The 22,110-nt window shown below is 69.7% G+C and carries 19 protein-coding genes; 8 read left to right on the top strand and 11 right to left on the bottom strand.

Annotated elements, in window-relative coordinates:
* Positions 1–4: 4 nt before the first annotated feature.
* Complete coding sequence (locus LXN57_RS09990; RefSeq protein WP_251797748.1) at positions 5–3,034, bottom strand: AfsR/SARP family transcriptional regulator; 3,030 nt, start codon at positions 3,032–3,034, stop codon at positions 5–7.
* Between the two features lie 120 nt (positions 3,035–3,154).
* Between LXN57_RS09990 and LXN57_RS09995 the strand changes: the two genes are divergently transcribed.
* Entirely contained in the window at positions 3,155–3,526 is a 372-nt protein-coding gene (locus tag LXN57_RS09995) for a hypothetical protein (RefSeq protein ID WP_251797749.1), read from the top strand.
* Positions 3,527–3,598: 72 nt separating this feature from the next.
* Here LXN57_RS09995 and LXN57_RS10000 read toward each other — a convergent pair whose 3' ends face one another.
* Positions 3,599–4,276, bottom strand: coding sequence for a DivIVA domain-containing protein (locus LXN57_RS10000; RefSeq protein ID WP_251797750.1), 678 nt, complete (start codon positions 4,274–4,276; stop codon positions 3,599–3,601).
* Positions 4,277–4,387: 111 nt separating this feature from the next.
* The gene (locus LXN57_RS10005; RefSeq protein ID WP_221379234.1) at positions 4,388–4,690 is read right to left on the bottom strand and encodes a hypothetical protein; all 303 of its coding nucleotides are present in this window, start codon (positions 4,688–4,690) and stop codon (positions 4,388–4,390) included.
* Positions 4,691–5,094: 404 nt separating this feature from the next.
* Here LXN57_RS10005 and LXN57_RS10010 point away from each other — a divergent pair, with 404 nt between their 5' ends.
* Positions 5,095–5,298, top strand: coding sequence for a cold-shock protein (locus LXN57_RS10010; protein ID WP_221379233.1), 204 nt, complete (start codon positions 5,095–5,097; stop codon positions 5,296–5,298).
* A gap of 450 nt (positions 5,299–5,748) precedes the next feature.
* Here LXN57_RS10010 and LXN57_RS10015 read toward each other — a convergent pair whose 3' ends face one another.
* Together LXN57_RS10015 and LXN57_RS10020 are read right to left on the bottom strand one after the other, a co-directional pair.
* The gene (locus tag LXN57_RS10015; RefSeq protein ID WP_251797751.1) at positions 5,749–6,384 is read right to left on the bottom strand and encodes a LuxR C-terminal-related transcriptional regulator; all 636 of its coding nucleotides are present in this window, start codon (positions 6,382–6,384) and stop codon (positions 5,749–5,751) included.
* Complete coding sequence (locus LXN57_RS10020) at positions 6,357–7,622, bottom strand: sensor histidine kinase (RefSeq protein ID WP_251797752.1); 1,266 nt, start codon at positions 7,620–7,622, stop codon at positions 6,357–6,359. Before LXN57_RS10020 ends, LXN57_RS10015 begins: the two co-directional genes overlap by 28 nt.
* Before the next feature lie 130 nt (positions 7,623–7,752).
* On the opposite strand from LXN57_RS10020, the gene LXN57_RS10025 reads away from it, so the two are divergent.
* Entirely contained in the window at positions 7,753–8,784 is a 1,032-nt protein-coding gene (locus tag LXN57_RS10025) for a fatty acid desaturase family protein (protein ID WP_251797753.1), read from the top strand.
* Between the two features lie 23 nt (positions 8,785–8,807).
* Here the strand turns inward: LXN57_RS10025 and LXN57_RS10030 are convergent, their stop codons facing one another.
* Complete coding sequence (locus tag LXN57_RS10030; protein ID WP_251797754.1) at positions 8,808–10,415, bottom strand: PP2C family protein-serine/threonine phosphatase; 1,608 nt, start codon at positions 10,413–10,415, stop codon at positions 8,808–8,810.
* A gap of 89 nt (positions 10,416–10,504) precedes the next feature.
* On the opposite strand from LXN57_RS10030, the gene LXN57_RS10035 reads away from it, so the two are divergent.
* Positions 10,505–10,942 (top strand): ATP-binding protein, encoded by a 438-nt coding sequence (locus LXN57_RS10035; protein WP_251797755.1) that lies wholly within the window; start codon positions 10,505–10,507, stop codon positions 10,940–10,942.
* Between the two features lie 266 nt (positions 10,943–11,208).
* Here the strand turns inward: LXN57_RS10035 and LXN57_RS10040 are convergent, their stop codons facing one another.
* On the bottom strand, positions 11,209–11,943 hold the full coding sequence (locus tag LXN57_RS10040) for a helix-turn-helix transcriptional regulator (protein WP_251797756.1): 735 nt from the start codon (positions 11,941–11,943) through the stop codon (positions 11,209–11,211).
* A gap of 66 nt (positions 11,944–12,009) precedes the next feature.
* Here LXN57_RS10040 and LXN57_RS10045 point away from each other — a divergent pair, with 66 nt between their 5' ends.
* Positions 12,010–12,234: an SDR family oxidoreductase gene (locus LXN57_RS10045; RefSeq protein ID WP_285904609.1), complete on the top strand. Its 225-nt coding sequence runs from the start codon at positions 12,010–12,012 to the stop codon at positions 12,232–12,234.
* A gap of 36 nt (positions 12,235–12,270) precedes the next feature.
* Here the strand turns inward: LXN57_RS10045 and LXN57_RS10050 are convergent, their stop codons facing one another.
* Positions 12,271–12,876, bottom strand: coding sequence for a TetR/AcrR family transcriptional regulator (locus tag LXN57_RS10050; RefSeq protein ID WP_251797757.1), 606 nt, complete (start codon positions 12,874–12,876; stop codon positions 12,271–12,273).
* 165 nt (positions 12,877–13,041) lie between these two features.
* Between LXN57_RS10050 and LXN57_RS10055 the strand changes: the two genes are divergently transcribed.
* Entirely contained in the window at positions 13,042–13,779 is a 738-nt protein-coding gene (locus tag LXN57_RS10055) for a MerR family transcriptional regulator (protein ID WP_251797758.1), read from the top strand.
* A 57-nt stretch (positions 13,780–13,836) separates the two neighbouring features.
* Here LXN57_RS10055 and LXN57_RS10060 read toward each other — a convergent pair whose 3' ends face one another.
* A complete protein-coding gene (locus LXN57_RS10060) occupies positions 13,837–15,876 on the bottom strand; it encodes an amidohydrolase family protein (RefSeq protein WP_251797759.1) in 2,040 nt (679 codons plus the stop codon).
* 262 nt (positions 15,877–16,138) lie between these two features.
* Positions 16,139–16,441 carry a putative quinol monooxygenase gene (locus LXN57_RS10065; RefSeq protein ID WP_251797760.1) on the bottom strand — a complete coding sequence of 101 codons (303 nt, stop codon included), beginning with the start codon at positions 16,439–16,441 and terminating at the stop codon, positions 16,139–16,141.
* 289 nt (positions 16,442–16,730) lie between these two features.
* Here LXN57_RS10065 and LXN57_RS10070 point away from each other — a divergent pair, with 289 nt between their 5' ends.
* Both LXN57_RS10070 and fxsT read left to right on the top strand, forming a co-directional pair.
* Positions 16,731–18,074, top strand: a complete 1,344-nt coding sequence (locus LXN57_RS10070; protein ID WP_251797761.1) for a ricin-type beta-trefoil lectin domain protein — start codon at positions 16,731–16,733, stop codon at positions 18,072–18,074.
* 402 nt (positions 18,075–18,476) lie between these two features.
* Positions 18,477–21,878: an FxSxx-COOH system tetratricopeptide repeat protein gene (fxsT, locus tag LXN57_RS10075; RefSeq protein WP_251797762.1), complete on the top strand. Its 3,402-nt coding sequence runs from the start codon at positions 18,477–18,479 to the stop codon at positions 21,876–21,878.
* Between the two features lie 40 nt (positions 21,879–21,918).
* Here the strand turns inward: fxsT and LXN57_RS10080 are convergent, their stop codons facing one another.
* Positions 21,919–22,098, bottom strand: coding sequence for a hypothetical protein (locus tag LXN57_RS10080; RefSeq protein WP_251797763.1), 180 nt, complete (start codon positions 22,096–22,098; stop codon positions 21,919–21,921).
* Positions 22,099–22,110 lie beyond the last annotated feature (12 nt).

The following is a 22,110-nucleotide window of genomic DNA, read 5'->3' on the forward strand; positions in this document are numbered from 1 at the left end:
GACCTCATCGCCGGTCCGGGCCGCTCCGCAGGCGTACGGCGATGGCGGGTTCGGTCCGGTCGATGAGAACCGCAGCCTGAGCCCGGGTGGTGGCGGCCGCCTCCTGATCGCCGCCGGCCTGCTGCGCGTCGCCCAGCGCGACGAGGGCCCGGGCCTCGTACACCAGGCTGCCGACCGACCTGAACTTGGCGGCGGCCTCCCCGAGGAGCCGGGCCGCCCCCGCATGGTCGTGCCCGGCGCCGGCCAGCTCGGCCGAGGCGCTCAGCACATGACCCTCGGCGAGCGCGTCACGGGCAGCTACCGCCCGCTCCCGGGCCGCCGCCAGCAACGAGGCCGCGGCCTCCGGCGCCTCCGGCCACAGCTCGGCCCGGACCTGCTCGACCAGGATGTGGGCCTCACCGGAGGCATCGCCGGTCGCGCGCGCCACAGCGAGGGCGTCCCGGAGCACGCCGGCGGCCGATTCGCGGTCACCGGCTTCCCGGTGGGCCTGACCGGTCCGGTACAGCACCTGGGCCAGCACCCTGGGCTTGTTGCTCGCCCGCGCGGCGTCGAGCGCCTCTGCCAGCAGCACCAGCGCGGTGCCTGCCTCCCCGTGCAGCAGCTGGATCGCGGCCAGAATCTGCAGGATGTACGCGGCCTCGCCGTCGTGGCCGAGCGCCCGCGCCATCTCCAGGGCCGACGAGAACAAGCGCACGGCCGTGGCGGTCCGTCCGTACCGGTACGCCACGAAGGCCTGCGCCCGCAGCGCGACGGCAACTCCCGGCTGATCGTCGAGCTGCCGGAAGAGGGTCTCGGCCCGCGTGAGGTCGCGCAGGGCGGCGTCCTGGTCGTGCACGTCGGCCACATCCATCCGCAGGCTGAACAGCATCACGGCCTCACCCCGCCGGTCGCCGGCCCGCCGGGCGGTCTCGAGCGCGACGGTCAGCACGGACCGGGCGTCGTCGCGGTAGGCGCGCAGGCTCAGGAACGGCTGGACAGCCTCGGCCAGGCCATGACACCGCTCGGACAGCCCCGCCCGCGACGCCTGGTGGACCGCGGCGACGATGCCCGTACGCTCCTGTTCCAGCCAGGCCGTCGGATCCGCGGTCACGGCCTCCAGCAGCACCGGCGGCGGCGACCAGGCCAGGGTGCGGCCCTGGTCGGACAACACCTCGCCCGCCATCTGCGGCCCGGTGGCGGCGCGGGTCAGCGCGAGCACGGCGTCCAGCATGCGGACCAGAGCGGCCTCGGCCTCGCCCGGCGACTCGTCGGCGGCCAGCCGCTGCCGGGCGAAACCCCGGACCAGGTCGTGGAAGCGGTACTGGGTGAGGAGGCCGTGACCGGGCAGGATCGGCTGGACGAGTTGCGCGTCGACCAGCTCGTCCAGCGTCTCCTGGGCCGAGTCGAGCGAGGCGCCGAGCAGGGCCGCCGCCGTCCAGCCGGAGTAGACGTGCGCGTCCAGGACAGCCAGCAGCCGGAACAACCGGCGGGCGGGCGCGCTGAGCGCGTCGTGGTTGAGGCTGATGCTGGCCCCGATCGCCATCCCACCGTGAACGAGCTCGTCCAGCCGGCGTTCCTCGTCCACCAGTCGCACAGCCATCTGCCGTACGGTCCAGTGCGGACGCAACGCCAGCCGGGCCCCGGCGATACGCAGCGCCAGAGGCAGGTACCCGCACTGTTCGGCCAGGGTGCGGGCGACGGCGGCCTCCTGACCGACCCGGTCGCCGCCGACCACCCGGCCCAGCAGCTCGAGCGACTGCTCCGGGGAGAACCGGCCCAGCTCGAGCACGGTGGCCGCGGCCAGCCCGGCCAACCGGCGCCGGCTGGTGACCAGGACCGCGCACGACGTGCTGCCCGGCAACAGCGGCAGCACGTCCTGCTCGCTGCCGACGTCGTCGAGCACGATCAGCACCCGGCGGTCGGCCAGCAGGCTGCGGAACAGCGCCGCCCGGTCGTCGACGGCGCCCGGGATGTCGCTGCCGTGCACACCGAGCATGCGCAGGAAGCGCTCGAGAATCGCCCCCGCGTCGACCGGGCGCGGACCGCCGGCGTGCAGCCCGGCGAAGAGCTGACCGTCGGGAAACCGGTCGGTCAAACCGTGCGCGGCGTGCACGGCGAGCGTCGTCTTGCCCATCCCGGCCCGGCCCGCGATCGCGACGATCGGGACGGCCAGCCGGCCGCCGGCGGGCTGCCCGCCCAAAGCGCGCCGGATCGCGGTCAGGTCGGCGTCGCGGCCGGTGAAGTCGGCGACGGTCGCCGGCAACGTCCTCGGGGCTCCCTTCGGGGGCGGGCCGGCGGGGGCATCCGCTGTCTGCCCGCGCAGCACATCCAGGTAGGCGGCGGTGAGGGCGGGCGACGGGTCGGCGCCCAGTTCGTCGGCCAGGATCCGCCGCGCGTCGGCGTAGGCGGCCAGCGCCTCGGCCGGACGTCCGGCCCGGGCCAGCGCGCTGACGAGCTGGGCGTGCAGCCGCTCGCGCAGTGGATGGGCGGCCACCAGCTCGAGCAGCTCGGGCACGAGTTGCCCGGCGTCACCGCACCGCAGATCGGCCTCGATGCGGTCCGCCAGCGCGGCCATCCGGAGCTCCTCCAACCGGACGGTGAGCGGCCCCGCGAACGACGCCGGACCGACATCGGCCAGGGCGGGCCCACGCCACAGACCCAGCGCCTCGCGGAGCACGGCCGCTGCCCGGGCACTCTCGCCGGAGTCCAGAGCGGCGCGTCCGGCCCGGGCCAGCCGCTCGAACCGGTGAACGTCGACGTCGTCGGGGTCGCCCGCGTAGCGGTAGCCGGCCGGGTCCGACGACACGGCGTCGCCGACGAGCCCGCGCAGCCGGGCCACCTGCGAGCGCAGGGCGTTGACGGCGCCGTCCGGCGGCTGGTCCCCGTACACGCCGTCGATGAGCCGCTCGACCGGGACGGCCTGACCGGCGTGGGCGAGCAGCAGGGCGAACAGCGCGCGCAGACGCGGGCCCCCGATCGGCACGATCCGGCCGTCGGCGGACCGCGCCAGGGCCGGACCCAGGATGCCGAACCTCACCGGAGCGCTGACTGTCACCGCTGCATTGTCGCGACCGGCCGGGCCCGTGCCCACCCCGTGCCCGGTTGGTGCTCGGCCCGTGCCGGACCGGCCGCATCGTGAGGACGGCTCCCCGAAATCGATCCTGAGGAGACGCACATGCGGCGTTCAGCCCGCCGGTTCGCCGCGCTCGGCCCGATCGTGGGCGCCGGCGCCCTGCTGCACCTGCTCGTTCCGCTCGCCGTGGCGGCGAAGGTCACCGGGGCCGAGGCCCTGCGGTCGCCGATCGTGTGGCTGTGCCTGCATCTGTTCGGCTGGGTCGCCATCGGCGCCGTCCTGCTCGGGCGCCGCCGGCACTCGGCCGGCCAGCTCCGCCTGAGCCAGGAGGCCGAGCAGCTCAACCGCAGCATCGCGCTGTATCGCGCCGCCATCGAGTGCCCCCTCGCGGGCCGCCCCGACGACGATCAGATCGGCGCGATCGTCGACCGGATCGACGACCTTCTCGTGGCCCTCCGCCCGCGCGACGGTTGAGTCATCAGCTGTGCGACGACTCGGCCGGAACCCGTGCGAACCGGACGGCCGGGCCGGCCGCCGTGCCGAGCTTTACGATTCGGCGGTGCCGTCGATGAGCTGGCCCTGCCGGTGCAGGTGGCGTTCCAGAGCGGCATGGTAATCCGCGGCGAATCGCGTGAGCTCTTCCATCTCCTGCAGGAGGTCGTTGCGCCTGGTCACCAGCTGGGCCGCCGCCTCGTCATGCTGGCGGTGGGCCTTCAGATCGATGTCGTCGGCCAGCCGCCGCGCTTCGTCCTGCGCGCGTTCGGCCTGCTCGCGCGCTTCGGCGAGCAACACGCGGGACTTCTCGTGAGCCTCGCGCAAGTAGTTGTCGGCTGTCCGCTGCGCCATTCCCAGCACCATTTCCGAGGGCGCCTCTTCGTCGACAACCGGCGGGGCGGCGGCGACGGATCGGTAGGCTTCGTCGAGCTGACGCCGCGCGAGCCGGGCCCGATGCTCGGCCTGTTCGTACCCGCGGTGCGCCCGGTCGAGAGCGGCGGTCACCGCGGACAACTCTTCGGCGACGGCTCGGCCGGACATGTCCGGCCGGCGGGGCGGCGGTGCGGCGTCGAGCCGGCCGCGCAGGGCGTCGTTCTCCTCCAGCAGCCTGATCATCTCACGGGTGACGTCGTCGAGAAGCGAGTCGACCTCTTCCTCGTCGTAGCCACGCCGGCCCAGCGACGACTTCCCGAACTCCCGGTTGTGAATGTCGGCTGGTGTCAGAGGCATGGTGCTCCCGAGGGTGCGGTGAGGGGCGTGCGAAACGCCGGAGCAAGGTCACTGTACGCGCTGTCCCGGTCGGCGGCACGAGGGCGGAGCGGCGCAACCGGCAGTAGTCGCCTACGGGGCGGAGCGTGTTTCAACCTTGGTCAACGGTGCGAGCTGCACGGTCCACGTCCGGGCGGTGCCGACGACCGCCATGGCCCGGCAGAGAAGGTCGCAGCCCAGCTGCGGACTTCCCTCGGCGAAGCCCCGGTTGATCAGATTGATGGCACGCGGGTGGTCGCCCGCGGCGAGCGCCTCCTCGAGCCCGGCGACCAGAACCGCGGCGAGCGCGGCGTTGAAGCTGGTGGCCGCCTTCTCGCGAAGGGTCTTGACGGGTTGGCGCGCCGTGGGCGCGGTGAGCGTGTTGTTCGAGATCATGCAGGTTCTCCTGTGGTGTCGGTGGTGCTCGGGCAGGACCACTCGTCCGCCGCCGCTACGTCGAAGTGGCTGACCGGTGACCGCGAATCGGGGGATTTGCCGACGGGACGCTGCTGCGCTGTTCAGCCTGGGCAGGCTCCGCAGGAGGGCCGACCCTCCACTCTACGCGGCCGACCGGCCGGTCAAAATAACGAGAGCGCGTCAGAGAAGGGCTCGCAGAATTCTGTGTTACGGTGGCACAGTTGCAGTTTTGATTTCCTTGGACGTTCTCGGCGCCTGATGGGTTATCTGAAACCCGTCCAGGCGCTTTTTCGTTTTCCGCGTCGGTTTCGACGCGGGGTGATCAAGGCGACGGCGTGCGGTTCCGCACCAAGCGGCACCCGACACCCCTGCTGGGAGCAGACTTGACTACAGGCACTGTGAAGTGGTTCAACGGCGACAAGGGCTTCGGCTTCATCAGCCAGGACGACGGCGGCGCCGACGTCTTCGCCCATTTCTCGGCGATCTCGGCCAGCGGATTCCGCAGCCTCGACGAGAACCAGCGAGTGGAGTTTGACATCACTCAGGGCGCCAAAGGCCCCCAGGCCTCGAATATCCGCGTAATCTGATCGATGCTTCACCGCGGCGGCCCGACTGGTTCAGCGGGCCGCCGTGCAGCAAATTCTCATTGTTCATTTTTCCTCAGGTTCGTTTTCGTGATGGCCGTGCCCACGGCCCGTGCCTTCTTAACGACGCGCCTTTCCAGGAAGGCACTGCCCGATAGTGACAGCCCCGTCACCGAACACCCCCGCCGCCCGGCCCGCATCGGTCCCCGGCGGGTTCAGCCACGATCGACAGTCGGCCGCCGCCGCGCCGCAGAGCGCCCCGGCTCACGATCACACCGCGACGTTCCTCGCACCGCCCTCGGCGGAGCGGAAGCCGCCCGCCACCCAGGCATCGGACCGCGACGACAGCACCATGCGGACGATGCGTCACCCCTTCGCCGTCGCGGCGCCCACGGAACCGCCTCGCACCAGGTAGGCCTCGCACGAAGTAGGCCTCGCACCAGGGTGGACGGCTCAGCCGCCGAGGTATCTGAGGACGGCCAGGACCCGCCGGTTGTCGTCGTCCGACGGGGGCAGGCCGAGCTTGGTGAAGATGTTGTTGATGTACTTGCTGACCACCTTCTCGGTGATGAACAGCCGGCCCGCGATGGCCGCGTTGGAACGACCCTCGGCGATGTGCTTGAGAACGTCCTGCTCCCGCGGGGTCAGGCCGGCGAGCCGTTCCCGGCGGCCCAGCAACTGGGTGACGACCTCGGGGTCGAGGGCCGTTCCGCCCGCGGCCACCTGCTGCACCGCCTGGACGAACTGCTCGACGTCGGAGACCCGTTCCTTGAGCAGGTAGCCCACTCCCCCGCCGCTGTCGGTCAGCAGTTCCCGGGCGTAGAGCGACTCGACGTGCTGCGAGAGCACCAGCACCGGAAGACCGGGAATCGCGGTACGGGCGGCGATGGCGGCCTTGAGCCCCTCGTCGGTGTGCGTGGGCGGCAGCCGCACGTCGATGATGGCCACGTCCGGGCGCTCGCGCAGCAGGGCCGGGAGCAGGGCGGGCCCGTTGTCGACGGCGGCGACGACCTCGAAGTCGAACGCCTCGAGCAGGCGGGTCAGCCCGTCGCGCAGCAATGTCAGATCTTCGGCGATGACAACGCGCACGGCACCTCCATGGTCACGACGGTCGGGCCGTCCGGCGGCGAAGAGATCGTCATCGTGCCATCGAAGGCGTTGAGGCGACGCGCGACACCGCGCAGACCCGTGCCGCGGGCAGCGTCGGCGCCGCCGACACCGTCGTCGCCGACATCGACCGCGAGCAGCCCCTCGACGTGACGGATGCGCACCCAGGCCGAGTGGGCCCGGCTGTGCCGGGCCATGTTGGTCAGAGCCTCGGCGACGGCGAAGTAGACGGCCGATTCGATCGGCGTCTCGAGCCGGCCCGGCAGCTGCGACGTCACCTCGATGGGCACCGGCATGTGCAGCGCGACCGCCTGGACGGCGCCCTCCAGGCCCCGCTCGGCGAGCACCGGCGGATGTATTCCCTGCACCAGGTGGCGCAGGTCGACGAGGGCGGCCGTGCTGGACGCGCGCGCCTCGGCCAGCAGCTTGAGCGCCGCGTCCGGATCGCGCCGGACGAGCCGTTCGGCCAGCCCGATCGTCATGCCGACCGAAACCATCCGGGCCTGGGCGCCGTCGTGCAGGTCGCGCTCGATGCGGAGCAGTTCGGCGCTCTGCGCGTCGATCGTGTCGCTTCGGGTGGTGGTCAGGTGGGCGACCCGCAGCCGCAGCTCGGCGGCCGAGGTCGGTGCGAGGAACAGCCGGGCGAACAGCACATCGACCCGGCGCAGCAGCGGGGCCACGACGAGCCCGCCCGCGATGACGATCAGCCCCTGCGGGAAGGCCAGCCAGGCCTCGGCCACGTTCGCGACCGGCCAGAACAAGCCGTACCCGAACCACACGTCGCCCAGGAACAGCCACAGCGGGATCAGGAGGACGCCGGCCAGACCATACGCCGGAATCGCCATCGTGATCAGGCCGAGCACCACACTGACCAGGGCGCCCGGCAGCAGCCAGGACATGTCACGCCAGGTCGCGGGGTCGGTGATGATCCATCGCACCCATCGGCGGCTACCCTGCTCGGCCCGGTCGGGCGAGGGCAGGTACGGCCGGCGGATGGGCACCCCGGCCAGCTCGCCGAGGCGCCGCTCGAGGTCGGCCCGCCACCGGACGACCACGGTGGTCACGTGGAGCAGGTCGGCGCCGAGCACGGGCATCGGGCTGAGGACCAGCCCGATCAACCACAGGGCGAGCACCGGCACGTTCAGCAACCCGAGACCGGTCGCGCACACGCCGAGCCCGATCGCACGAAGGCCGGTGCGCACACGAATCTGGAAGAGCATGACCCCATCATCCCGCGTCGCCGGTCAGCGGAGGACGGGCGGTGGCGACACCGCAGGAGTGCTGGCACCCCAATCAGAACTGGGGCCTGGCACTCCTGATCCGCCGCCCCGCGGCGACGACGATGGAGCGATGACGGCTTCCACACTCCGGCGTCCCCCCACCGCCGGCAGCGACTTCGCGGAACTCAACCGCCGGGTCAGCGCGCTCGACCTGATGCGGCGCCGCCCGGTCTACTACGTCCTGCGTCTGACGCTCGTCGGCCTGCTGGCCGCCGGCAGCTGGACCGCGTTCTTCCTCGTCGGCTCGTCCTGGTGGACGCTGGCGGTCGCGGCGGTGCTCGCCGTGGCGTTCGCCCAGCTGGCCCTGGTCGCGCACGATCTGGCCCACCGGCAGGTGTTCCGCACCAAGGGTCCCAGCGCGATCGCCGGCCGCGTCGCCGGCAACCTCGGTGTCGGCATGAGTTACGGCTGGTGGATGGAGAAGCACACCCGCCACCACAACAACCCGAACCACGACGACCTCGATCCGGACGTGGCGCCCGAGGTGCTGATCTGGGCCAGCGAGTCGGCGCTCGGCCGCCGCGGCCTGGCCGCTTTCGTGACCCGCCACCAGGCCGGCCTCTTCTTCCCGCTGCTGACCCTGCTCGGTCTCGACCTGAAGATCTCCAGCCTCAAGGCCATCCGAGCCGGCACCGTCAAACGCCCGGGCCTGGAGATCGGCCTGCTGATCGTCCACGCCGCGGCCTACTTCTCGGCGCTGTTCATCGTCCTCTCGCCGCTGCAGGCGCTGGCCTTCATGGTGGTTCACCAGGCGCTGTTCGGCGTCTATCTGGGCATGACCTTCGCGCCGAACCACAAGGGCATGCCGCACCCCACCGGCGACGAGGACTATCTGCGCAAGCAGGTCCTGACCTCCCGGAACGTCCGCGGCGGATGGTTCGTCGACGTCGCACTGGGCGGCCTCAACTACCAGATCGAGCACCACCTGTTCCCGGCCATGCCGAGCGTGAACCTGCGCAAGGCGCAGCCGATCGTCCAGCAGTACTGCGCCGAGATCGGCGTCCCGTACGAGCAGACCGGCCTCATCGAGTCGTACCGGCAGGCCCTTCGCCACCTGCACGAGGTCGGAGCGCCGCTGCGGGAGGCCCGGTCAAGCCGCTGACCCCCTGGGTCACCGAAATCGGATCATGCCGGTCGGTTCCCGGCCTCCGGCGCCGCACGGAGTCCGGACCGATCGGCATGGAAGTGGACCACCGCGAGGACGATGTCGTCCTCGGTGTTGTAGCCGAAGTGCTCGAGCAACAGATCGCAGATCTCTTCGGCGGTCCGGCTCTGCTGACCGCCGAGCAGCGCGGTGAGCTCGGCGATGCCCTCGTCGAGGGTGGTGCTCCGGCGCTCGACCAGGCCGTCGGTGTAGAGCACGACGGTCGTGCCGGGCTCGAGGGTGACGGCGTGATCGGTACGGGCGGGCGTGCCCCGCATGCCGAGCAGCGGTTCCGGGCGGGTCTGCAGGACCTCGACCACACCGTCGGCGCGCAGCAGCAGCGGTGTCGGATGCCCCGCGTTCGACCAGCGCATGGTGCACCGGCCCTGGCCGGCGTCCGTGGCGCTCTGGTCGAACTGGGCCAGGATCGCCGTGGCCAGCGCGTTCACCGCCAGACCGGACATGGCGGCGTCCAGCGAGCTGAGCACCCGCGACGGCGGCTGCTGCAGGGTGTACGCCACGCCCCGGGTCAGGTTGCGCACCTGCGCCATGGCCGCCGCCGAATGCCGGTCGTGACCGGAGACGTCGCCGACGACCACGGTCAGGCCGCCGTCCGTCAGCAGGAACGAGTCGTACCAGTCGCCACCGACCTGAGCCTGCTCGGCGGCCGGCTGGTAACGGACCGCGACTTGCAGACGCTCGTGCTGAACGGGCTCGGTCAGCAGGCTCCGCTGCAGTGCCTCGGACATCTCCCGCTCCAGCACCGCGCTGTGCCGCTCGTCCTGCCGGGCCCGGATGCGGCCCAGGCTCTGCTCCAGGGTCGCCGCGATGAGCGCCAGGAATTCCCGGTACGCGTCATCCACCTGCAGGTTCTCGCTGAACCGGACGACGAACGCGCCGTCCCGGGCTGCTCTCCCGGTGGCGAGCCGGACCGATACCGTACGGTCGTCGGACTCCGCCGGAGGCGACGGCGCGGTGACGCCGGGAATCCGGATGTCGACCGCGGCGAGATCCTCGGGTGCGGAGCGCAGCACCGAAAGGGCCCGGTCGACGAGGTCACGCGGGTCGTCCGCATCGACGACCCGACTGATCAGCCGGCTCAGCAGCGCGAGCCGGCGGTGCCCGATGACCTGCGCGGTGGTCTCCGCGACGATGTCCAGCACGCCCTCGACCGTTCCGTCGGCGCCGGCCACCGCCGAGTACGAGAACGTGAAGAACGACTCCTGCAACATGTGGTTGCGTTGCATGAGCAGCCGCAGATCCTCGATGAACACGGTGCCGCGGCCGGTGAAGACCGACTGCAACAGCGGCTCGATGTCGGCCCAGACCTCCGGGAACACCTCCCGCGCCGTCCGGCCCAGCGCAGCCGGATGCTTCTCGGCCAGAATCGGGATGTACGCCTCGTTGTACAGCAGCACGAACTCGGGACCCCAGAGCAGCGTCGCCCCGATCCGGGAACGCACGATCAGATCCACCGCGGCGACCAGAGCCGGGCTCCACGACTGCACCGGTCCGAGCGGGGTCGCCGCCCAGTCGACCTGCCGATAGGCCTCCCCCAGCACGCCGGCAGCCTCGAACGGATCAGTCACGCCACGAATCTAGCCGGTGGCCGGAACGCCCCGATCACGTCATACCGGCTTCCGCGCTTGGCCCCGCCGTGGGAGGGCACATCTGAGGGATGACCGAGGTGACCAAGTCCCGTCCGCCGCCGCACACCGTCGAGTTGCGGCGCTGGTCGCTCGTGTGCCCCGACGATCTGCGCTCGCTCCGGAGATCATTGGATCAGGTGCTCGCCGACCTGCGGCCGACTGGCGACGAGACGCGGGCGGAGGTCTCCGAACGCATGGCGCTGGTCGCCACCGAGCTCGCCACCAACGCTCTGCAGCACGGTCTTCCACCCACCACCGTCCGGCTCCTGCGCCACGACGACCGCTTGGTCCTCGACGTCGCCGACCACGACCCCCACCACGCCCCGGTGGACACCGCCGCCTCCCTGACCAACCAGCGGGGCCGCGGCCTGCCCATCGCCCGCGCCATGTCGCTGGACGTCGGCTGGTACCCGGCCGGCGACACCAAACACGTCTGGGCCTCGTTCGCCGTCGAAACCGAACCGTAGGCAACGGAACGGCCGGGTCAGACCGGTCCCAGCGCCGAGCGCAGCTCGCGGCGGCGGTTGATGCCGAGCTTGTGCAGACCCTGCTCAGATGCCATTCGACCGTGCGGGCGCCGAGGAACAGCTCCGCGCCGACCTCGCGGGTGGGCGGACCGGCGGAACAGATCACCGTGCCCGCCGCCCAGTCCGAAGGCTTCGACCACTTCACCTGGGCCCGCCGCGGCCCCCGCGCGATCATCGAGCCCGTCGAGACGTGGCTGAAACAGGCCTCAGGCCCCGTCGCTCAGGGCGGCGGCCAGCCGGCGGCGAGAGGTGATGGCCAGCTTCCGGAAGATCCGGGTCAGGTGGTATTCGACGGTGGAGGTGCTGAGGAACAGCCGGGCGGCGATCTCGCTGTTGGTCGCTCCGGCCGCCGCCAGGCCCGCGACCTGCCTCTCCTGCGGGGTCAGGCCGCTGTCGGAGCGCTCGCTGCGGGGGCTCGGCCGCTCGCCCGTGGCCAGCAGATCGGATCGCGCGCGGCCGGCGAAAGCCGCGGCGCCCATGCGCGTGAACATCTCGTGGGCAGTTCGCAGCTGGACCCGGGCGTCGGCCCGCCGCCGGCGCCGGCGCAACCACTCGCCGTACAGGAGGTGGCTGCGGGCCAGCTCGGTTCTGATCCGGGTACGTCCGAGCAGCTCGGTCGATTCGCGATACAGCGCCTCGGCCTGATCGTCGTCCGCCATCAGGGCCCGGCAGCGGGCCAGCAGGCCCAGCCCCCATGCGGTGCCGCTGACCGGGGCCCGTTCGTCCATCCGCGCGAGGGCCGCCTTCGCCGCCTCGTGGTCTCCGCTCCGCACGCCCGCCTCGACGATCTCGTGCAGCGACCGGGTGGCCGCGCCCGGCCGATCACCGTCGAAAGTGGATCGTACGTGGGCCAGCGCCTCGGGGTACCGGCCGAGGCCGAGCTCGAGGACGGCCAGCGCGTTCCGGGCCAGGTCGTCGAGGCCGCCCGCGCGGGCCGCCATCGCCCGCGTCTCGGCCGCCCGCCCGCTCCAGGCCAGGAGCTCGATACGCGGGGCGACACCGCTGTGGTGCTGCCCGACGACCGCGACGGCGGGGTCGCCGCGACGGTCGCGAAGGCCACCGGCGGCGATCCCCACGCCGTCGCCGAGCGGGCCGCGGGCGACTCCCTGACCGGGCGGTTCACCCGTCCCGAGGAGGTCGCCGACCTCGTGGTGTTCCTGGCCGGCGACCGGGCCGCCAACATCACCGGCGCCGACTTCGCGATCGACGGCGGCCTCGTCAGCACCCTCTGAAGGTTGTACGCCGAGGGGCCGGCGGCGGCCCCTCGGTCAGCCGGGCCAGGTCAGCATCGTCTGGTCGACGATCTCGTCGAGAGCGGCGCGGCCGACGCCGTTCGCGGCCTGCACCGAGATGCCGAAGGCGACCGTCATGACAAAACGGGCGAGGCGCTTCGGCTTCGTGCCGCGCGGCAGGTCACCGTCCCTGACGGCACGGCGGAAGCGCTGCTCGAGACGTGCGCCGGCCTCGTTGCGCCACTCGACGAGCACATCGTGCGCGGACCGGCATCCGTCGTTCGAGGGCAGTGCGCCCTGCACCGTCAGGCACCCGGCGAAGTCGCCGGGAGACGTGGAGGTGCGGACGGCTCCCCGAAGAATCGCCTCGGTGGCCGCGCGCGCGGTCGGCTCGGCCAGCGCGCTCTCGATGTAGCCGGCCGGGCCGTCGGAGTAGCGCTGCAAGGCCTTGCGAAACAGCTCCTCCTTGTTGCCGAAGGCCGCGTACATGCTGGTCTTGGTGATGCCCATGGCGGTGGTCAGGTCGGTCAGGCTCGCGCCCTCGTAACCCCGCTGCCAGAACACCCGCATGGCTCGTTCCAGCGCCTCGTCGGTGTCGAAGCCCCGAGGCCGGCCGATCACGGTGTTGCGGGCGCCACTCATCCCGTCACGGTACCGACCGGTCCGCGCACGTGACGGTCGCCTCAGCTGCACCACGGCCCGCCGGCCGGCTGCTAGGCTTCACCCCTTCCGTACCGGCCGGTACTTATTGCCCGCGGCCCGGCCCGCACCCCGGCCCGCACCCCGGATGCGCGGGAAGGAGGCGACGTGGCCTGGAGCACCAGCGAGCTGGCGAGGCTCGCCGGCACGACGGTGAACACGATCCGGCACTACCACCGGTCCGGCCTGCTCGAGGAGCCCGAACGTCGTCACAACGGCTACAAGCAGTACGGCACACCGGACCTCGTCCGCCTGCTGCGCATCCGGCGGCTCGTCGAACTGGGCGTGCCGTTGACCCGGATCAAAGCCCTGACCGCGGACGGGGACGGCTCCCCCGCAGCGCTGCGCCAGGTCGACACCGAGCACGCGGCCGCCATCGAACGTCTGGCCAAGGCCCGCGAGGACATCGCCACCATCCTGCGGGAACAGGCGCCGGCCGACTCGCCGCCGGGCTTCGAGTCCGTCGCGGCCCGCCTGTCCGAGGCCGATCGCTCGATCGTCCACGTGTACACGCAGGTCTACGACGAGAAGGCCCTGGCCGACCTGCAGCGCCTGCTGACCGAGGACCACTCCGCGGCCGACGACGACTTCGACTCCCTGCCGGCCGACGCCGACGAGGCGACCCGGCAGAACCTGGCCGAGAAGTTCGCGCCGCAGATCGCGAAGACTCTGCGCGACTATCCCTGGATGAACAACGACCCGATGGCCCACGTGCTGGAGGGCAAATCCGTCACCCGCGAGACGTTCGACGACGCGATGCGGGAGCTCCACAACGAGGCTCAGTTCGACGTGCTGGTCCGCGCGAAGAAGCTGGCCCGCGAGCTACTGGGCGCCCAGGACGAGTGACGCCCGCCCCGGCGCTTGTGCGAACGCCGGGGCGGGCGGGTGTGTGGTCGACGAGGGTCAGGCTCGCGCCTTCTCCCACATCATTGTGTACGCCTCCGCTCCGCCGAGCAGATGCCGGCGCAGCAGGGTCGCGTCCGGGCCGGCCTGGTTGATCAGGTCGGTGATCCAGTCCGCGTACAGACCGTACTGGGCCACGCCGTCGGTGTTGAGGTCGAACGTGCGGGAGCCGTAGACCTGCTTGGCCACCCGCGTCCCGTTGGTCGCGGTGAACGGATAGGTGAGCGGACGCGACCCGGCGTCCAGACGCGGCGCCGCCTGGGGACCCAGCCCGTTCACGTCGGTGCCCACGCCGTACCCGCTGATCTTCGAGCCGTTGGCCAGGCCCTTGTTGGCGCGCCACTCGTCGAGGAAGGTGGGCGTGTCCTGGCCGTCGCCGGTGGCCGAGAACGCATAGCCGGCGACGAAGCCACCCACCCCGAGCATCCGGTTGACCATCGACGGGTCGGACCAGCTGTGCACCGAGGCGACACCCGGGTACGACGCCTGCTCGGCCATGTCCAGCACGGCCGAGGCGGCCTTCACGCTCATGTGGTCGATATGAATGATCATGCCGCGGTCCATCATGCGCTCGACGAGATAGCGGCCGAGCTCGGTCAGGCCCCGGACGTTGCAGATCTTGCCGCTCGGGTACACCGGTAGGATCGCGCCGGCGGGCAGGCCGACCCCGAGTTGCAGCAGCCGGGCGAAGTCATCACTGACCAGGGGCTGCTCGTTGTCGGAGGGCCCGGTGCAGGACGTCGCCTGCCACCAGTGGCCGGTCGAGATCAGGTTGCCGACGTTGACCGCGGCGCCGGTGACCCCCTCGTCGAAGCGGGTGCCGCCGAACGCGTTGTCGAACTTGTGCACGGGATAGATGCCGCTGACGCCCATGCCCGCCAGCTCGTCGAGGCCGGCGTCGATCTGGGCCCGGGTGCACTGCGGCACGTCGTTGACCTCGCGGCAGCCGAAGATCTCGGAGTTCTCGACGCCGATGGTGACGGCCAGCTTGCCCTGGGCGGCGATCTGGCGCACCTGGGCCGGGGTGGTAGCCAGGCGGAACCAGCCCTTGCCGGGGCCGCCGTTCCGAGCGTCCACATAGTCCTGCATCTTGCGCAGATACGTGGCCTGGGCCCGGATCTGGTCCATCTCGTCGCAGGACGTGTGTTCCAGGGTCAGCCCGCAGATCACCCGGTTCGCGACCAGCAGCACGTTGAGCACCCGCTGCCCGGACTGCCAGGCACGTTCGAGGCTGCGGAAGTACGAGGCCTCGTGCAGCATCGTGTCGTGCTGCGGCCAGTCGCCGAAGGTGGGCCAGCCGTCCTCGGCCGAGTTGATCGGGTCGGTGCCGGCGATGATCGCCTCGAGCAGGGCACCCCAGCCGAGAGTGGCGTGCGAGGGACAGCCCTTGAGGGCCACCGGCGCGCCACCGGGCGCGTACGCGTCCCCGCAGTGCAGCGATCCGCCGAACGCCTCGGCCGCGGTGATGTGCGCGTGGGCGTCGATCCAGCCGACCATTTTGCCGTTGGCGTCCACGCCGGGGGCAGCGGTTCCGCTGACGCCGGTGGCGATGTCCGGGACGGCCGCGCACCCGTTCGCCGGCGCGAGCGCCACGGTGGAGCCGGCGTTGCCCGCGCCGAGCCCGCCCAGGTAGACGCCCAGCTGCTGGCCGGTCGCGGTGGACACGAAGCGGTAGCGGCCGTCGGCCACGCTGACCGTCCAGTCGGCGCGGTCGCCGTACGCGTCACCGGCCCACACCCACCCCAGGACGCTCTGGTAGGGCGGCTTGCCGGTGGAGTCCCGCAGCAGATAGCGGCCGAGCTGGGTGGCCTCGAACCGGAACGGCTCGGCACTCGACGCGGCGCCGGTGAAGCCGTAGCCGACCGAGGCGCGCTGGACGTATCCGCGCGGCGCCGACCCGTCGTAAACCTGGAGCGTCACGCATGCGCCCTCGAGGTCGTGGGCCGGGGCCCAGGCCGGAGCGGCGACGGCGGGCACGGGTAACCCTCCGACGAGCCCGAGCACCAGTAAGCCCGCGGCCAGCTTGCGCAGTCTCGCCATAGGAACCCCTTCGCTTGATCACCGTCCCGGCGAGTGTAAGAAAGGTCACACCTCATTCATAGATGTAAATGTGAAATTTTCTCTCAGACGTACGCTCGGCAGCCTGACTGTGACCCGCGTCGCGTACCTTTCCCCTGACGTCAACGTCAGGTTCTGGCGTGGGCGGCATGCAGATCTCCGGAGCAGTCGCCCTCGTCACCGGGCTAACCGCGGAGTGGACCGCCCACGTGAAGGCGTCCCTCGCCGGCGACCCCGCCGACTTCTACCGCTGAACGGCCGGCCCCGGCTCGAGAAACTCGACGCGCGTGGCCGTGAGCAGCGGGTTCTTCAGCTCATGGAACCGCCGGACGTGCTCGGCGTTCTCGTGCGCCTCGAAGGCGTCGCGGTCCCGGTACACCTCGTAGAAGACCCGGGCCAGCGGTTCCCCGTCGACCACCGAGGTCGCGTAGACCAGCGTGCCCGGCTCCCGCTCGCCGATCTGCCGCACGGCCGAGACCGTCAGTTCGTCGAAGCGGGCAGCGGCCGCCTCGTCCCGGCAGTCGAAGCGAACGACCAATGCGAACACGATGCCGCCCTCCGGCTTCTCCCGACCTACGACATGGTCAGCGTAGGCGGTACCGGTGGACGCGGGCTCGGAGTGCGGCAATACCGAGAGCTCGGCGACACCGGCCGGGTGGCGGACGCCAACGGCCGTCGATGTGCTTTCGGGCAAGCGAGCCAGTAATAATTTTCTCTAGTGGTTCTCCAGATGTAAATAATTCGCGCACTTTCATTGACTGCCATCAACGGGCGCGGCGATGCTGAGCTCACTCCCCACCCCGAGGAGTCCCCTTCCCCCAAGGAGTCTGCTCTCGATGGCACCTGCCCTGATCAGCCGTACGATCCGCGCCGCCACCGCCGTCCTCGTCGCCGCCGGGCTCACCACAGCCGGCGTGGCCGCGGCCCTGCCCGCCAACGCCGCGGTGACCTGTGGCGTGCTGTTCGACGATTTCGCGTACAGCTCCGCCTCCGACCCGGCACTCGGCCAGCGCGGCTGGCACCTGCGCACCAACGCGGGCGGCCCCGGCGTTCCCGGCGCCACCTGGTCGGCCGGCAACGTCTCGTTCCCCGTCGTCGACGGCCAGACGGTGGCCCGCCTCCAGGCCACCACGAACGGCACGGCCGGTGGCACGACGCACGCCGAGATGTCGCTGCCGGACCGGCGATTCTTCGAGGGCACCTACTTCGCCCGGATCAAGTTCGCCGACACGCCCGTCTCCGGCGCCGACGGCGACATCGTCAACCAGACCTTCTACACGATCTCCCCGCTGCGCTACGCGTTCGACCCGATCTACAGCGAGCTCGACTTCAGCGAGTACCTGCCCAACGGCGGCTGGGGCGAGAGCGGGCCGACCAACTTCCAGACCACCTGGTACACGTACCAGGCCGACCCGTGGGTGCAGGACCGCCAGTACAGCAAGCAGAACCGCAGCATCGCCGGCTGGCGCGACGTCATGGCGACCGTGGCCAACGGCGAGATCCGCTACTACATCGACGGCCAGCTCGTCGGCGCCCACGGCGGCAAGTTCTATCCCCGGCAGAACATGTCGATCGACTTCAACCAGTGGTTCATCGATCTGACCGGGCACACCGGCAGCGGCACCAGCGTCTGGCACGAGAACATCGACTACGTCTTCCACGCCAAGAAGCAGGTGCTCACGCCGGCCGAGGCGACCGCCCGGGTCGGCGCTCTCCGCTCGGCCGGCACGCGGCACACCGACAACGTGACCGCCGACAACACCTGCACACCGGGCTCGACGGACAACCCTCCGGCCACCACGAGCCGGATCGTCAGCAACTGGAACAACAAGTGCTTCGACGTGCCGAACTGGAACTTCGCCGACCGCCAGCGCGTCCACGTGTGGGACTGCACCGACGGCACCAACCAGAAGTGGCAGTTCGTCAACGGCGCCGTGCGCACCGAGAACAACAAGTGCCTGGACGTCGCCGACGCCGCCACCCACGACGGCGCCGCCGTCCAGATCTACACCTGCAACGGCACCGCCGCGCAGCAGTTCGTGCTGAGCGCCGCCGGCGATCTGGTCAACCCGCAGGCGAACAAGTGCGTCGACATCGCTGAGTGGAAGCCGGACAACGGCGCGCTCCTGCACCTGTGGACCTGCGTCGGCGGCGCCAACCAGAAGTGGCGCCGCGGCTGACCCGTCAGCAACCGAGCCGATCCGCGGATCGGACACTCCGGCGTGGAGCCGTCCTGGTCGGGCCGCCAGCTGATCTCGACGGTCTCCACGACCGGAACGCCGACGGACATCGTCACCGCGATCCGTTGTGGAGGCACCGAATTCGGGTTCGCCACACGGCCGCTCCACAGGACCCCTGAGGTTCCCCTTCAGGTTTACCTGCGCCCCCGGTCGGCGGCTGCTGGAGGTCTTCACAGGCGGTAACTGTCCGCTGCGGTGTATTGGGCAAATTCGCGGTACGTGGTCTCCACTGAGGGATCTGGCGCCCGCCAGTGTTCACTTCCGGTACCGGACAGGTCATGATGAGGCATAGCGCACTTCGATGCGTATCGGCGTTCCGGGTCGACGACGGAAGGAAGATAGGTGGCGCAGGGTTCGATCAAGAAAAATCCTGCCACCGCGCTGAGCGATGCGCTGATAACCACGCTCACTGATATGCCGTTCCTGAATCTCAAAGCAGATCGACGGCTTCTGCTCCAGTTGATCCGAAACAATCTCGACGATTTTCCGGACATTCGCGACAATGATGTCATCCGATCTCATTTCATCGAAATTGTCATGGCTTGCCATCGGCATCCCCGCGGATTTCGAGCTCTGACCGGCGCCCTCGCCACCATGTCCCCGAACCATCCGGGCAGCAAGCGGGTAATCGACCTGGTGGAAGGCGCTTCGATTCAAGGCCTTGTCCCGGATCCGGAAATCCGGCGCATGCATGATGCACTGCAGCGCGCCGAGGCCGAGATCGAACCCTCCGTCCCGATCTGGTGGTGGAACAGCCTGACTCAGGCCTCGATCGACCTACCGGAGGGCGTGGCCACCCTTCCCGAGGCCTTCGATCACCTCTGCGCCCGACACGCGCGAGAGGGCGAACCAGCTGCCTTACGCCTGATGCAGCACGTCGCTCGACTGGCCGACGGTCAGCTCAGGGCAGAACTCGATCAGTGGACTCGAATTTTGGCCGATCGGCTAGAGGTGGACGACACATCACTGGCTGCGACAGCCTTCTCGGCCGGCGCACATCCGTCAGCCGACCACGCGAGCCCGACTGACCTGAGAGAACATCCACCGGATCGGCCTACCGAGCATGCGAGCGATACCGACCCGACGGCTGCTATCATCCCCGCGAACGATCATAATTCGGGCGATTTTAGGGCGAATGGGATGATAAGGGCGGAACACAATTTTTCTCCCGAGGAGAGAACGCACCTAGTTGATAGTGACGCGAGTCCCCAAGGAGAAGTGATGCCCTCCGTCGCCCCGACGCAGACACCGGCACCACTCCCCAGAGTTTGGGGCGACATTCCGCAGCGAAATTGGAATTTCACGGGAAGAGATTCTCTTCTCGAGGAATTGCACGAAAAGCTGTCCCGCACCCAGCAGACCGCCGTTCTTCCCCAGGCCTTGCATGGGATGGGCGGGGTCGGGAAATCCCAGGTGGCCATTGAATATGTTCATCGCCATAGCGCTGAATATGACTTGATCTGGTGGATTCCGGCTGAGCAGGAGAGCCAGATCCTGACTTCACTCACCCAATTGGCGCTACGATTGGGACTCGACGTCAGCCCCGAGGCTAATACCGCTGTTCCCGCGGTCCGGGAAGCGTTGAGCACCGGCACGACCGGGTACCTCAACTGGCTCCTCATCTTTGACAACGCCGAGGCGCCGCAAGAAGTTATCAAGCATTTCCCGACCGGCGGCGCCGGTAAGATTCTCGTTACGTCCAGGGATCTCGACTGGTCCCGGGTGACCCGTTCGATCGACGTTGACGTGTTCACCCGCGACGAGAGCAAGACCTTCTTGCTCGGCCGCAATCCCGACCTCACCGATGGTGCGGCGGACCAGCTGGCCGAGGCGCTCGGTGACCTGCCGTTGGCCATTGAGCAGGCAGCCGCTTGGCGCGCGGCTACCGGCATGCCGGTAGCCGACTACCTCGAACTGCTGGAGCAGAAGCGAATCGAGATCCTCGAGGCCTCACCGTCTCCGGACTATCCAGATTCGGTGGCGGCCGCGTTCCGGCTGTCGCTCGAGAAACTCAAGGCGGTGAATCCTGCGGCCCTTCAGATGCTACAGGTCTGCTCGTTTTTCGCTCCCGAGCCGATCGCACGCGAGTTTTTCGCGGGATCGCCGGTCGCGCAGATCACCGATGAACTCGACGCGATGCTCAGCGACAGTTTCCGGCTCAGCCGCGCCATCCGGGACATCAACCGGTACGCCTTGGCGAAGATCGACCATCAGCGCAACACTTTGCAGATCCATCGTCTCGTACAGGCCGTGCTGGTCGGCCGAATGACGAACGACGAACGAGTCGTGATGCGTAGAGGTGCGCACACCCTGCTGGCCAACAACAGGCCGAACAACCCGGGCCGGCGTGCCGACTGGCGGCTCTATCAAGCATTGCAGCCGCACGTCGCGGTGTCGCGCGCGGTGGAGTCCGCCGATCCTCGAGTGCAGCAGTTGGTCAAAGGCGTCGTCCAATTCCTCTATTACTGGGGTGACCACGCGGGCAGTGAGGCGCTGGCCGCGGAGGCATTGGAGTGGTGGCGCAAGACCAGCGGCCCGGCCACTCAGCTGACGCTGGAGATGGCGAGCTGGCTCGCCTACATGCGATGGAAGAACGGGAAGTTCGCCGCGGCACGTGAACTCAACGGGCAGGCTCTGGCCCTCTACCGGGAACACTTCGGCGACCGCGACGAGGGCACCCTCAACGCGATGTACGCGGTCACGATCGACCTACGGACCAGCGGGGACTTCGCCCGCGCCCAGGAGCTGGACGAGCAGACGCTCGAAGCAGCTCGCAGCGAGTTCGGCGAGGACGATCCGGCAACGCTCAAGTTCGCGCACAGTCTCGGTGTGAGTCTGCGCCTCAACGGTCACTTCGAGCGCGCGCGCAAGCTGGACGAGGACACCCATCGACGGCGTGAAATCGTGCTGGGCAGCGATGACGCGGAGGCACTGAACACTCTGGCCGCCCTCCTCATCGATCTGCGGGAGACCGGGCTGTTCATGGAGACGCTGCCGCGTTTCGAAGCGTACTACCGGCGCGTGTTCGAGAGCTTCCATCAGGATGCGCCGGCCACCCTGCAGGCCGCCCGATACCTGGCCATCTCGCTGAGAAAGGCCGGCGATCACACACGAGCGCGGCGCTTGGCCAAGGACACACTCGACCGATACCAGCGAAGATACGGCGACGACTTCCCCGACACCATCGCGACTGCGGTGAACTACGCCATCGACCTACGCCAAGCCGGCGAGCTGCAGGCTGCCCAGACGCTGGCCACGGCAACCCTGGACCGGTATCAGCGGATGCTAGGTCCGCGGCACGCACATACGCTCAGCGCACGGACGAACCTCGCCATCGCCTACCGTCTCAGCGGCGAATCCGAGATCGCCCACCATCACAACCAGGAAGTGCTGGCCATCCTCGAGGAAACGCTCGGCCCGGATCACCCGGTCACTCTGACCTGCGCGACCAACCTGGCCAGCGACGTATACGCCTTGGGGCGGCATCAGGAGGCGTACGAACAAGACACCGACACTCTGGCCCGCTCGGAGCGGACACTGGGCCGGGATCATCCATCGACGCTCGCGGTTGGCGTCAATCTTGCCCTGGATCTGCGCTCTCTGGATCGCGCCGCGGAAGGCGATCGAATCCTGTCGGACACCCTGGTGCGGCTGAGGGCCAGGCTGGGCGAGCAGCACCCCGCAACGCTCAACGCACTCCGTAGCATCAGGGCTGACTGCGACATCGACCCCATGCCACTCTGAACATCGACCCTGATCGGGCCGGCCCGGCGGGCCGGCCCGATCAGTCGACACGCACGGGTGGCCCCGACCCGCCGAGATTCACGCGCGGACGGTCGACCTGGCGCAGAAGAGTCTTCACGGAATTCGCCAGCACGGACTCGTCGCATTGATACAACATCGCCAGGGAGAGCTTGGATAGATCAATCAGATCGGTCTCGACATCACCCGGAGAAAGATCCACTGAGTGATTCCC

This window comes from Paractinoplanes hotanensis, from assembly GCF_023717965.1.
GTDB classification, from domain to species: domain Bacteria; phylum Actinomycetota; class Actinomycetes; order Mycobacteriales; family Micromonosporaceae; genus Actinoplanes; species Actinoplanes polyasparticus.